Raw genomic sequence first — 12,494 nt, 5'->3', positions numbered from 1 at the left:
CATGGATAATAATTCCTAGTGGAATTTTGCAAAAAATAAAAGAAATATTGGATAATAGTCTTTTAGATTAGTCTGGAACAGCTTTAATGCCTTGCTAATATGAAAATCAACTCCTTTAGTAGTCATGTTCATTAGCGCAGCAATTTCTTTATAAGATTTGTTTTCGTAGCGGCTCATTATAAATATCTTACGGGTACGCTCCGGCAATTCATCCAAAGTTTTCTGAATAAGCTCCTGTACCTCTTTGGCAAGCAGTTCATAGGGTTCGCAAGCCTCCAATGAAGCAATGCGTGTATTGAGTTCCCATTCATGATATTTCTTGATTACTTCAGAGCATTCTTCATGTATCTGTAAATGCCGGAGATAATTGAGGCTCCTATGTTTTATAGCAGTAAGTATATATGCTGGAATATTGGCAACACCGGAAAGAGAATTCCGATTTTCCCAATAATAGATAATAGCTTCTGCTGTAATGTCTTCCGCTACATTCCAATCACGGACATAGGTGTAAGCAAAGTTGACAAACGATGTTTGGTAATCTTTATATAGCTGATTGAAAGATGTCGTTTCTTCCGTGTTAGTCTTTATATACATATCATAATTTATAAAGGTCTGGATCTGAATCTCTACTTATTGCACAAGCTTTTACCAACTGTGTATCTTTAATTTAGTGCTCGAGTACGAACCTAATGAAAGTCTATGCCCAAGGTTAACATTGAATACTGTTTAAAATATTCCAAATGCGAAGGTAGCATAATAATTTTATCCAACCAAAAGATTTAATAAAAATCATTTTAATATAATACATAAAACAGCCTTATTCTAAATTTAGTTTATTATCAACCAAATTCAGAGTAAAGCTGTTTTCAATTCACTATATCAAATCGTATGCTCATGCAAGGAAAAGTAATAAAAGAATCACAGGTGTATATTTGCATATAATTGGCATATTAGTTACTTTTGTAGAGTGTTTTATAAATCAGCAAGATATGAATAGAATAGATATACAAAATAGCTCTTATATCGATTGTCCTATCCGAATGATACTATCACGAATCAGTGATAAATGGTCGATACTGACACTTTTCACACTAACACAGGCACCCGTCATGCGATTCAATGAATTACAAAAGACAATACCGGATATATCACAAAAGATGCTGACGGTCACTCTACGCACTCTGGAAGAAGATGGACTCGTGAAGAGACAAATTTATGCACAGGTTCCTCCGAAAGTGGAATACTCACTTACAGACAGAGCCATGTCTTTATTGCCCCATATCAATTCCTTGATATTGTGGGCACAAGAAAATATGAATGATATATTAGATGACAGAAAATCCTATAGGAAAGCGTAGTTACATCGCTTTCCAAAACTTCTGGAAGTCCTTGTACCGTCCGTAACAAACCAGTTCGTCACCAGCTTGTACTTGATCATTTTCAGGTAATTCATTCATCACATCATGTTCTGTAAATGAGATGCCCAGACAGTTCTTTAAAGTCTTGGCACGCTTCAATGCTAATAACTTCAAACCAAATTCTTTATCCAGATTCAATTCATTGGCATAGTATCCTATCATTTTTTCCGGCACAGTAAATTTCACTACATAGTAATTTGAGTCCACCCTGAATGTTTCCATATTGGCACCAAATTCCAACAGATGTACCAAACCACGAGCAGCATCTTCCTCCGGAGTTAAAATCCGTTCCAAATCAAAAGCCTCAAGTACGGAACGATGGACATTATCAATAGCCCGCGCATAGATATGCTCCACTTTCTGTTGTTTCAGCAAAGCCACTACACGAATGGAAGCGCCAAAATTCTCACCAATAGCCACTACTACCACATCCACTCCACTTAAAGGAAGAACAGCAAGCGCCTGCTCGTCAGTTGCATCCAATACAAAAGCTGTAGCTATTTTCTCTTTTATACTATCTACGCGGCTTGCACTCACATCCGCACCAATCACCTCGTGCCCCAATGCCGACAATTCCTCGGCAAGCATGTGTCCGTAATTTCCTAAACCGATAATAATATACTTCATACTATTTATTTTACTACTAATTACTAATTTATAATAATCTGTCCACTTGGATACTGATACTTCGTATGTTTCTTTTGCTTAATGATACCCAACATCAACGTAATCAAACCCACACGTCCGATAAACATCAAGAAAGCAACAAGTAGCTTACTATTATCACCCAAGGTCGGAGTCAGATTTAAACTGGAACCTACCGTACTCAGTGCCGACACACATTCAAACAAAAGTGCCATAACAGATGCCTGAGGTTCCCACATCGTCAGAATAAAAACAAAAACAAATAAAACACCAAGAGACATCACCACTGTAGCATTGGAACGACGGATTGAATCGTATGACAACTCACGGCCGAACACCTCTACCTTTTCCGTACCGCGCAACACAGCAACCAGATTCAACACAACTACCGCAAAGGCATTCACCTTGACACCACCGGCCGTAGATTGTGCTGCACCACCAACCCACATCAGGAAAATATAGATCAATACACTCTGTACTCCCAACGAAGTTAAATCCACACTGGTAAACCCGGCAGTACGCGGACAAGTTGCATTAAAAAATGCCTGTGTCCATTTATCAGCAACCGACATGCCGGCAAAGGCATGGTTCCACTCAAAAATAGCAATAAAAACTGTACCAAGCACCAGCAACAGAAAAGTCATAATCAGTACAATCCTCGTATTCAGGTTATACAGATGGTAAAAACGATGTCTGTCCCACTCCCATGTATGCAAGAACTTCCATATACGACGTAAATGATGGAGTACGATATCTTTAAAATTCACCAATATCGGGAAACCGATACCACCCAGAATAATCAGCAAGGATATATAAATAAGGAAAGGATTATGCCCCGTCATCACCAATGGATTACCCAGATTACCCGGTAATGTGGAAAAACCCGCATTACAAAATGCTGATATGGCATGGAAAGCAGAAAAGGCTACTTCCTCCTCAAAAGTCATTCCCATTGTACCATGAATATCACTCCAAATGGCAAGCATTCCCGTCCCTTCTATAGCCAGTGTGAAGCCTAATATATACAGTAAAGTAGAAAGCAATGAATTCAATGAATTGGAACTAACCATATCACGAACCACCAACTGGTTATAGAATGATGTATTACCCATAAAGAACATCGCAAAAAAACTGGTCAGTGTCATTACCCCCAAACCGCCAATCTGTATTAGTAGGATAATCACCACAAAACCAGATGTAGTAAAGGTGGAAGCCACATCCACCGAAGTCAGTCCTGTGACACACACTGCACTGGTGGAAATAAACAAAGAATCCACCCAAGAAATTCCATTCATCGTACAGCGGGGCAGCATTAACAGGCCCGTTCCTATAAGAATAATTATAAAGAAACTACCAGCCAGGATTAAAGAAGGATTCGTTCTCCGTCCTAATAACCTGACCAAGCCATTGGACAGATTAAAGAAAGAAAAAATGAGCAAAAGTACAATGTGATAAGGTTTTCCGTTCAAGAATTCCCAAAAGTACAAAATAGCTCCTTCTTCCTCCGGTCGATGAAAAATAACCGGAATCAGAGTAAGATAGAGTAAGGCGATCAGTATCCAGGCCAGTTTCTTAAATGCACGCTTTGTATCTCTGTATTCCAACAAGAGACGCAAAGTCACTTCCGTCAGGAAAACACCCCACACAAACCGATAGAGAGTTTGCAGTTGAGAAGCCTCGTGTTCGGAAATAGTAAAGCCGTGTTCATATACTACACCTACAATTAACAGAATAGAAGCCAGGTAGGCTATATAAGTCACCCCTCCAAGAATGATCCGAGTGTACGGATGAATCCATTTATTCTGATATAACAAGAATTTATGATAAATCTTCATGGAGACACCAAATTAAATATCAGGCAAACATAAACAAAACAATGCGTATAGACAAAAAACAAAAGAAAAAAGAAATTGTTTTAAAAATAATAGTTACATTTGGCCTCGTAAAAATTTAATAGAATTAACCACTATGAGCAACAAGACAAAAAGATTTTTCCTTCCGGAAGAAGAAATTCCACACTATTGGTATAATATACAGGCAGATATGGTAAATAAACCGATGCCTCCGCTTCATCCCGGTACCAAACAACCACTGAAAGCAGAAGATTTATATCCTATCTTCGCTCAGGAACTGTGTAAGCAAGAACTTAACCAGACCGATAAGTGGATTGAGATTCCCGAAGAAGTACGCGAAATGTACAAATATTATCGCAGTACTCCGCTCGTCCGTGCCTATGGACTGGAGGAAGCATTGGGCACTCCGGCACACATCTACTTCAAGAATGAGAGTGTCAGTCCAATGGGATCACACAAGTTAAACTCTGCCATTCCCCAAGCTTACTATTGCAAAAAAGAAGGAGTAACCAACGTTACCACAGAAACCGGTGCCGGTCAATGGGGTGCTTCACTGGCCTATGCTGCCCGCTTGTTTGGCTTGGAAGCTGCTGTTTACCAAGTAAAAATCAGCTACGAACAGAAACCTTACCGCCGTAGCATCATGCAGACGTTCGGCGCACAGGTTACACCGTCTCCATCTATGTCTACCCGCGCCGGAAAAGACATTCTGACAGCTCACCCCAACTATCAGGGTTCTTTAGGAACAGCTATTTCGGAAGCCATCGAACTGGCACAAACTACACCGAATTGCAAATATACATTAGGATCCGTTTTGAGCCATGTAGCTTTGCACCAGACTGTAATCGGCTTGGAAGCCGAAAAACAAATGGAAATGGCAGGAGAATATCCTGATATGGTAATCGCTTGCTTCGGTGGTGGTTCCAATTTTGGCGGTATCGCATTCCCATTCATGCGCCATAAGATCCTGGAAGGTAAACAAACACGTTTCATCGCTGCCGAACCGGCTTCTTGCCCGAAGTTGACACGTGGTAAGTTCCAATATGATTTCGGTGATGAAGCCGGATATACCCCATTGCTACCTATGTATACATTGGGACATAACTTTGCTCCTGCCAATATTCATGCAGGTGGATTGCGTTACCACGGTGCAGGTGTTATCGTTTCGCAACTATTGAAAGATGGTCTAATGGAAGCTGTAGACATCAAACAACTGGAATCATTCGAAGCCGGTTGTCTGTTTGCCCAGGTTGAAGGTATCATTCCCGCACCGGAATCTTGTCACGCTATTGCTGCCGCCATCCGCGAAGCAAACAAATGCAAGGAAACAGGCGAAGAAAAAGTGATCCTGTTCAATCTCTCAGGTCACGGACTGATTGACATGACTTCGTACGATAAATACCTCTCCGGCGATCTTGTTAATTATGAACTGACAGATCAGGATATTCAGAAGAATCTGGACGAAATAGGCAGTCTGGCGTAAGACGCCTCATCAATAAATGTTTGCCAGACTAACGAGTGGCTCATAGAGCTTTTCAATGTCCTGTGCATCCAGTTCAATATCAACCTGGTCCCCCGGAATCAACCGTATTCCGGGGGGCTTTGCATCTTTACCATCCCGATGTATATTGATAATAGCACAGTTTTCGGGTAAAGAAAGCTCGTCCACAAGTTTACCGTCCAGATACGAACCTGTCATCACTTCAATGGATAGTTTATATCTTTTTTGTTCCTGGAAAGCAGGAGTATTGATCATATCCTCATAAAGCGTCACATTAAAAGGTTTTATCTGAAGAAGTTCCGTTAAATAATAAGTTAATCCGCCTACTACTACCGACGGGTAAAATACCTCAAAATGTCCTGTTATCTCGGTTATCAGTACAATAGCTGTCAAAGGGGTACGTATCACAGCCACCAGAAAAGCCGACATGGAAATCAACATCACATAACTGACATTCTCCGGTTCAATAACTCCATATTCCACTCCCAGTAAACCGACAATCTGCCCCAGTAATCCACCGGTGACCAGTGTAGGGATAAAACTTCCACCCGGTAAACCAGATGAAACACAGATTACGGAAAAGCCGAAATGTAACAGCATCATTGCCGTTACCCACATAATCTGTGCATGACTGCCGGACTGTGCCTGCTCCAAAAGAAACTGTTCTCCCCCACCCGTCAGGTTAACCTGCATAAAGGAAATAATGTAAGCAACCAGCAGCAGATAGAACATCTTCATATATACCGAAGATTTCACCGTAGCATAAACTCGCTTAAAGGACACCATCATCATGGAATATAACTTTCCGCAAACAGAAATAATCACTGCAAGCAATAAGAAGTACTTCACCTGAACTCCAAAAGAAAAACCGGGTTCGGCCACTTGTATCAGATGGTAGGAATTTATAGGAAAAACCATACTCGCCACCGCCCCTGCCACTACACCTGCCAGTAAGGTAGTAATAGCCGTTTTCGGAGCATCAAAACGTTCGATGGATTCGATGACAAGCAATGAAGAAGCCAGCGGTGCTGCAAACGCAGCGGCAAGACCGGCACCAGCACCGGCAGCAAGCAATTGTTTTCGTTCACCTCTCAAAATATGTGTCCAACGCGCTACAAGGCATCCGATATACGAACCTATTTGCACAGAAGGTCCTTCACGTCCCAGTGATAATCCGGCTGAAACCGAAAGAATACCACCGAAGAATTTAGAAACCAACTCTATAAAAGGGTGTTTATAGGTAATGCGTCCATTAATAGCAGCACGTGTTTGAGGAATACCTCCCCCGGTGATAAGTGGCATTTTCATCACCAGCCAGGATACGAATATCAGTATCGCCCAAAAGAAAAGAAAAAGAGGAATATGCCAGTACCACTCCGGGCGGGAAGCAAAGAATTCACTTCGCAGGTTAAAGAAATAATAGAGGCAATAATGATAGGGAACAGCCACCAGCCCCGTCAGCAATCCTACGAAGATGCTGACGAAATACAGGCGTGCGTCAACCAGTTTCAGCTTCACGACATACCACTTCCTCAGTTTTCTAAAGTTTTTGAACCTTTGAAACATTCCCCAGAGTTTTCTTTTATTAATTTGAGTATCTACAACAAATTAACCCTGTTGAAGTTTCAAGACTTTGCATTTTTTACTTTTTCCCCATCATATTCAATCGCAGGATAGCATGTACCATAAAATAACGTCCCAAAACATTATAATCCGCATCACGTATAGCAGTAGCCGAAATAGTACGCACCATGGAAATCTCCTGACGTAGAATATCATAAAACTTAAAACGCAGCAGTAATTGTTTCTTTTTCAAGAAAGCTTTCGATAGTTGACAATTCCATATCAGATTCTTCCGCCCACTACTATCGTATCCATATCCGGTGCGAAGAAAATACGTGAGATCATTACTATACTCAAATCCCCAGGGAAGATAATACTGTAAATCTCCTCCTAATTGATAATCGAATGTTTCCGTACGCATATCTTTCACATTGTTATATGAATTATTATATAATACTTCTCCCCGTGCACTCAGTTCGAGTTGCCGGGTACGGAAAGTAAGTTGCAAACGTTCACGCGCCGTAAGATGCTGAACGGAACTTTTCATCGGTTCTTTTTTATTCTGAGTGGTGTACCCATTCTGATTCCTATATTGCAGATAAGAATAGGTGCGGAACAGCCAGTTGCGATTGTTGAAAGGTCCACTCAATGAAAGAGAGCCTGATGCTCGCCAGTTTCCATTCAAATTAACGGGTGTGGTAGTTCTACCTCCTGTTTCACTGTCGTATGTGACCTGGTTTGTTACACTATTAAGTACATTCTCCACAAAAAGGGATACCACCATGTTGCGCTGATGCTTGACATTGTATGAATTATAATTCAATGTAAACGTATTGGTATAAGAAGGCTTCAGAGATGGATTACCGATACGGATATTCAACGGATTCGTCATATCGGCAATCGGCTGCAGATCACGAACGCTGGGTTGTCTTCCCTTTCCTCTATAAATGGCTTGTAACTGGGTACGTTTGGAAAACTTATAGCGAAAGTTCAATGTTGGCGAGAAGTTAAGAACCGTTTTACTCATTTGATGTTTGAAAACATCATCCAGAAAAGAACGGCTGTCCAGTTTTTGAGGTTCCAGATCAACACCAATATTGTAGTTATACTTTTTCCGGGAAGTACGGACAGCCATATTGAAAAGATGGGTACTATATTGACTCTCAAAACTATTACTTGCCAAGGAATCGTAATCGGCTACAAAATCCTCCATCGCCTCATCCCAGTTATAGACGAAACGGTCCGAATGAGTCACCCGGTATTGATAACTATAACGAAACTGAAGAAAATAACGGTTAGGCAACGGTTCTACATACACCAGTTGCAGGCGGTAATTATAACCATCACCTTCATCATCCACACGCTGGTTGACTACTTTCTCCGTATCATTCTTGAAATAATGTGTAGTAGAAAAATTTTCCCTATCGACCGAAGAAGCATTCGTTCCATAATCCACCTTCAAAGCCAGGTTTCGCCCTTTACGGCTGAACTTACGGTTGACCTGTAACATGAAAGTCAGATTATACTGGGAATTATCATAAAGATTAGAGGCAGTTCTCTCATTCAATAAGCTTTCATCCGACCAACTCTGTTGGTAACTTCCATTCCTCCTGTCACTTGCCACATAGCGATACTGTGGGCGAAATACCAAGTTGGTTACCGAATCTATCTTCCATTCCAGATAAGCATTTGCCGTCAGATTGTGGTTTTTCGTATGATTATCGTTGGTGCTATGACTGATTGATTTATCTTGTCTCAAAAAGTTGTCTACTATAGTACGACTATCCTCCGAACGATCAGTACCCGCATATTGAATATTAGAGCGAAGTTTCACTCTGTCCCAGTCACGAGTGAAGTTCATGCCTAAGGAATGTGAAGTAACCAACCCTACCCTATTCAAAATATTCCCACTGGCAGCCGAGGACTCTCGCTGCAATTCCGAGAAACCTTGATTGTTCGTATTATTCAAATTACCGATAATAGTAAGTTGGGAATTATCCCGAAAACGGTTCAAAGTATTGGCAAGCTCATACCGTCCTTTATTGCCTGTACCTGCCATGAAGTTATCCATCCATCCCTTCTTCATGTCCTTCTTCACCGCCAGGTCAAGTATCATTTCTTCATCTCCGTCATCAATTCCCGTCAGGCGAGCCAGGTCAGATTTACGCTCATAAGCTTTCAGTTTCTCCACCATTTCTACCGGAAGATTCTTCAAAGCAGCCTTCAGATCATCCGTAAAGAACTCTTTACCGTCTACCAGTATTTTTTCAACTTCCTTTCCATGGATCAACAACTTTCCATCGCCATCAATTTCCCCACCGGGCAATTGTTTCACAAGATCTTCCAGCATGGAACCTTCGGGAGTACGATAGGCTGAAGCATTAAAAACCGTTGTATCCTGTTCGGTAACCGCTAATGGCGCTTTACCCACTACAACCGTTTCATTCAATAAAAAGCCATCAGGAAGTAACGCAATATCACCCAGATTCTGCGAAGAACCTCTGAATGAAGCGGGAATAGGTTTAGAAAAAGTAATATAGCCAATGAAAGAAATTTCCAAAAACAACTTCTTATCTTTTGGCCAGACAACCGGCATTTTGAATTTACCGTCATCCGTCGTTGCCACACCGGCTACAAAAACACTATCCGGTAAAGTTAGCAAACGCACCGCTGCATATCCTATCGGTTGCTTTGTATCTTTATCAATAACACGTCCGGCAAAGCTCCCTTTGCCGGACTGAGCATTAGCAGTCATACCTGACCACAATAAAACAACATAAAATAATATGTTTCGGAAAGTCAAATATGTATGCCTGTACCCCATTCGTGTCTATCAAGTAGTTTAATGAAAATGTATTATTTAGTAGCAGGAGCAGGCCTTCCATGCATCGGGCGCTTTCCTTGTCCGTGCTTCTGACCTTTTCTTCTATCAAATTCTTTTCTGAATTTATTCGCATTATTTTTTTCTGTCTGATAGATCTTCATAATCTGTTTAGGAGACAGAATCTTACGGAACTCATTATAATACTTCTCACGAACATCCAGAATCTTACGGCTTTGTGCAAACTGATCCTTAATTTGTTTTTCTATTTCCGCATCCGTCAGTACAGGTTTTGCCGTTTGTTTAGCCTCTGCATTGTTTCCTCTGTTTCGTTCGTGGCGGTTCATCATCCGGCACTCACGCAGTGCTTTCAAGTAACCCTCGTAAACAGGAGTAAATTTAGCAGCCGTAGCATCATCCAACATCAATGTTTTTACCATCTGATTAGCTTGTCTCTGCATCATCTGCTCGGGAGTAGGGCGTTGTTTCTGATCCTTATTATCCTTATTCTGAGCAGAAATTGTTTGGCTACCAATCAAAAGAGCAGCCATCATTACATAAATAAACTTAGCCTTCATAATTTTCTTGTTTTTTTTATTAATACCTAATTTAAAAATATGTCATTATCAGAGAAGTCGACGAGCTCTTCCAACTCCTCATCCGACAGTTCATGAATCCATTTATCAGCCGGATCGCTGCTGCTTCTATCTACAGCCAGCATATCCGAAGTTCCTGCAGGTACATCTCCCGTCCAGAAATAAGACGGAACAAACAATACTCCTGCCAGTATTGCAGCTGCCGCTACAGCAGTAGAGAACATTATCTGTAAACGGCGTTTCCTACGTTGCCCGCCGTAAGTACATTCCATTACCTTTTGCTGCATATCCTCAAAGAAATTATCAGGAGTGCGGTAAGGTGTCTTTTTACCTATATCGTCAAAATCAAATTCTTTATTCATCGTCCTATCTATTTAAGATGTATTCTTTTATTTTTTCTTTCGCATAGTGATAATTCACTTTGAGAGTATCGACCTTGCTATCCAGTATCCGGCTGATTTCTCCATAATCAAGCTCGTCGTAATAGCGCAGGTTGAATATCAATCGCTGTTTCTCTGGTAGACTCAGTATGGCTTCCTGAAACTTGATTGCCAATTCATTTTCATAATCAATGTAATCGGAAGCCTTCAGTTTACCAATCAGTTCTTCTTGTACTTCTTCCGCAGAAATCGATTCTTCGTCCTTTCTTGTATTCAGTAAACGCAAACTTTCATTGGTTGCAATCCTGTATATCCAGGTATTCAGCGAGCTTTCACCACGAAACTGTTCCAGATTACGGTATACCCGGATAAAGACTTCCTGAAGAACATCTTCTGCATCCTCATGTGATACTACCAAACGCCGTATATAATTATATATAGGTACCTGGAAGTTATCCATCAGCATTTTAAAACCCTTTTTCGGGTCGGAAGCATATACCTGCCGGATTTTATCCTCGTTTATCATCCATTCAATTTCTTAGCTTTATTAAGTTAGAAACTGAAAAAAGGATGAAGTTAAATCGGCAAGTTCACTTTTTGCATTTATTAAAGAAGTGGTTAAAAATAAAGTTTCTTATCTTTGCCGTCAACTCTCCTGTTTCAGGCTAATTAAAAAAAAGAAGGATATGGAATGTAAAATCAGAAAATGGGAAATGAAAGATGCCACCGAACTTGCAGCAGCTTTAAATAACAAAAACATCCAGGACAATCTTCGGGATGGCCTGCCTTATCCTTATACTGAGGATGATGCAAAATTCTATATCAATGAAATGCTAAAGGCTGATAAGAATAGTGTTTTTGCCTTTGCTATCACTACTGATAATAAAGTAGTGGGAAGCATCGGTGTGTTTCGTAAAGACAACATTCATTCACGGACTGCTGAAATGGGGTATTATATAGCAGAATCTTTCTGGGGAAAAGGTCTGGGAACGTGTGCAATCAAACAAACCTGCCAATACGTATTTAATAACACCGATATCCTCCGTATTTTTGCAGAGCCGTTTAGCTATAATATCGCTTCTTGCCGGATTCTTGAAAAGAGTGGATTTAAATGTGAAGGAGTACTCAGAAGCAATGCTGTGAAGAATGGCCAGATTCTGGATATGAAGATGTATTCACTCCTCAAAAGTGACACCGAATAATATATTCTACATAAAAAAATAGTTTATTATGAGAGATCAAGCAGTATTAGTGCGCAATGCAGTTAAAAATGAGATTCCTGCATTTGCTCTGATTGGGAAAGATAAGTTCGCATTACAAACTTTGGAATACTATTATTCCCTGGCAAAAGAAGAGTGTAGCGAAGAGTTTCTTAAAGATTTGAGAGACTTGATAGAGAATGATTTCAAAAGGTATCGGGAAGAAAATCCGGAAAAGATAAAGGTACCCGATATGTAGTTCACTTATAGCCATAAAAAAAGGCTATCTATCCCAGACAGCCAATCTTTTGTTAACCTTAAATCTAATACTATGAAAAACACATTGCAAAGATACGGATTTCTGGGATATCTCCAAATTTTCAGGGTGATCTACAACATATTACAACATGTTTTAATAAACTCTACACCCATATTAACCATTAAAGATTCACAGTGTTAATAATTAACATATGTTTTTTATTCGATCCAAAGTTACAAGATTATGAATCAAATAAGAA

Annotated in this window: 12 protein-coding genes; 4 read left to right on the top strand and 8 right to left on the bottom strand. The window is 40.3% G+C overall.

Going from position 1 to position 12,494, the window contains the following annotated elements:
• Nucleotides 1-15: 15 nt before the first annotated feature.
• Complete coding sequence (locus tag DWW10_RS04665) at nt 16-594, bottom strand: RNA polymerase sigma-70 factor (RefSeq protein WP_022393351.1); 579 nt, start codon at nt 592-594, stop codon at nt 16-18.
• A gap of 395 nt (nt 595-989) precedes the next feature.
• Between DWW10_RS04665 and DWW10_RS04660 the strand changes: the two genes are divergently transcribed.
• Nucleotides 990-1,358, top strand: coding sequence for a winged helix-turn-helix transcriptional regulator (locus DWW10_RS04660; RefSeq protein WP_022393352.1), 369 nt, complete (start codon nt 990-992; stop codon nt 1,356-1,358).
• Here DWW10_RS04660 and DWW10_RS04655 read toward each other — a convergent pair whose 3' ends face one another.
• Both DWW10_RS04655 and DWW10_RS04650 read right to left on the bottom strand, forming a co-directional pair.
• Nucleotides 1,359-2,045, bottom strand: a complete 687-nt coding sequence (locus DWW10_RS04655) for a potassium channel family protein (protein ID WP_022393353.1) — start codon at nt 2,043-2,045, stop codon at nt 1,359-1,361.
• Between the two features lie 23 nt (nt 2,046-2,068).
• On the bottom strand, nt 2,069-3,898 hold the full coding sequence (locus DWW10_RS04650) for a TrkH family potassium uptake protein (RefSeq protein WP_022393354.1): 1,830 nt from the start codon (nt 3,896-3,898) through the stop codon (nt 2,069-2,071).
• A 133-nt stretch (nt 3,899-4,031) separates the two neighbouring features.
• Between DWW10_RS04650 and DWW10_RS04645 the strand changes: the two genes are divergently transcribed.
• A complete protein-coding gene (locus DWW10_RS04645; RefSeq protein ID WP_022393355.1) occupies nt 4,032-5,399 on the top strand; it encodes a TrpB-like pyridoxal phosphate-dependent enzyme in 1,368 nt (455 codons plus the stop codon).
• A gap of 9 nt (nt 5,400-5,408) precedes the next feature.
• Here DWW10_RS04645 and DWW10_RS04640 read toward each other — a convergent pair whose 3' ends face one another.
• From DWW10_RS04640 to DWW10_RS04620, 5 genes are all read right to left on the bottom strand, one after another.
• A complete protein-coding gene (locus DWW10_RS04640) occupies nt 5,409-6,983 on the bottom strand; it encodes a ClC family H(+)/Cl(-) exchange transporter (RefSeq protein WP_022393356.1) in 1,575 nt (524 codons plus the stop codon).
• Between the two features lie 76 nt (nt 6,984-7,059).
• A complete protein-coding gene (locus DWW10_RS04635) occupies nt 7,060-9,735 on the bottom strand; it encodes an outer membrane beta-barrel protein (protein ID WP_259320410.1) in 2,676 nt (891 codons plus the stop codon).
• A 101-nt stretch (nt 9,736-9,836) separates the two neighbouring features.
• Entirely contained in the window at nt 9,837-10,379 is a 543-nt protein-coding gene (locus DWW10_RS04630; protein WP_022393358.1) for a hypothetical protein, read from the bottom strand.
• 26 nt (nt 10,380-10,405) lie between these two features.
• On the bottom strand, nt 10,406-10,759 hold the full coding sequence (locus DWW10_RS04625) for a hypothetical protein (RefSeq protein WP_022393359.1): 354 nt from the start codon (nt 10,757-10,759) through the stop codon (nt 10,406-10,408).
• A 4-nt stretch (nt 10,760-10,763) separates the two neighbouring features.
• The gene (locus tag DWW10_RS04620) at nt 10,764-11,303 is read right to left on the bottom strand and encodes an RNA polymerase sigma factor (protein WP_022393360.1); all 540 of its coding nucleotides are present in this window, start codon (nt 11,301-11,303) and stop codon (nt 10,764-10,766) included.
• Between the two features lie 160 nt (nt 11,304-11,463).
• Here DWW10_RS04620 and DWW10_RS04615 point away from each other — a divergent pair, with 160 nt between their 5' ends.
• Together DWW10_RS04615 and DWW10_RS04610 are read left to right on the top strand one after the other, a co-directional pair.
• On the top strand, nt 11,464-11,979 hold the full coding sequence (locus DWW10_RS04615; protein WP_022393361.1) for a GNAT family N-acetyltransferase: 516 nt from the start codon (nt 11,464-11,466) through the stop codon (nt 11,977-11,979).
• Nucleotides 11,980-12,007: 28 nt separating this feature from the next.
• Nucleotides 12,008-12,235 (top strand): hypothetical protein, encoded by a 228-nt coding sequence (locus tag DWW10_RS04610; RefSeq protein WP_007665603.1) that lies wholly within the window; start codon nt 12,008-12,010, stop codon nt 12,233-12,235.
• Nucleotides 12,236-12,494: the final 259 nt, after the last annotated feature.

Source organism: Bacteroides intestinalis, from assembly GCF_003464595.1.
In the GTDB taxonomy this organism is placed as follows: domain Bacteria; phylum Bacteroidota; class Bacteroidia; order Bacteroidales; family Bacteroidaceae; genus Bacteroides; species Bacteroides intestinalis_A.
The sequence above is the reverse complement of the archived record's forward strand: the minus strand, read 5'-3'. Positions and strand labels throughout refer to the sequence as shown.

Bases quoted from the DNA above. Each gene is read 5' to 3' on its own strand.
- DWW10_RS04665 (WP_022393351.1), bottom strand. From the start codon at position 594: ATGTATATAAAGACTAACACGGAAGAAACGACATCTTTCAATCAGCTA.
- DWW10_RS04660 (WP_022393352.1), top strand. From the start codon at position 990: ATGAATAGAATAGATATACAAAATAGCTCTTATATCGATTGTCCTATC.
- DWW10_RS04655 (WP_022393353.1), bottom strand. From the start codon at position 2,045: ATGAAGTATATTATTATCGGTTTAGGAAATTACGGACACATGCTTGCC.
- DWW10_RS04650 (WP_022393354.1), bottom strand. From the start codon at position 3,898: ATGAAGATTTATCATAAATTCTTGTTATATCAGAATAAATGGATTCAT.
- DWW10_RS04645 (WP_022393355.1), top strand. From the start codon at position 4,032: ATGAGCAACAAGACAAAAAGATTTTTCCTTCCGGAAGAAGAAATTCCA.
- DWW10_RS04640 (WP_022393356.1), bottom strand. From the start codon at position 6,983: ATGTTTCAAAGGTTCAAAAACTTTAGAAAACTGAGGAAGTGGTATGTC.
- DWW10_RS04635 (WP_259320410.1), bottom strand. From the start codon at position 9,735: ATGACTGCTAATGCTCAGTCCGGCAAAGGGAGCTTTGCCGGACGTGTT.
- DWW10_RS04630 (WP_022393358.1), bottom strand. From the start codon at position 10,379: ATGAAGGCTAAGTTTATTTATGTAATGATGGCTGCTCTTTTGATTGGT.
- DWW10_RS04625 (WP_022393359.1), bottom strand. From the start codon at position 10,759: ATGAATAAAGAATTTGATTTTGACGATATAGGTAAAAAGACACCTTAC.
- DWW10_RS04620 (WP_022393360.1), bottom strand. From the start codon at position 11,303: ATGATAAACGAGGATAAAATCCGGCAGGTATATGCTTCCGACCCGAAA.
- DWW10_RS04615 (WP_022393361.1), top strand. From the start codon at position 11,464: ATGGAATGTAAAATCAGAAAATGGGAAATGAAAGATGCCACCGAACTT.
- DWW10_RS04610 (WP_007665603.1), top strand. From the start codon at position 12,008: ATGAGAGATCAAGCAGTATTAGTGCGCAATGCAGTTAAAAATGAGATT.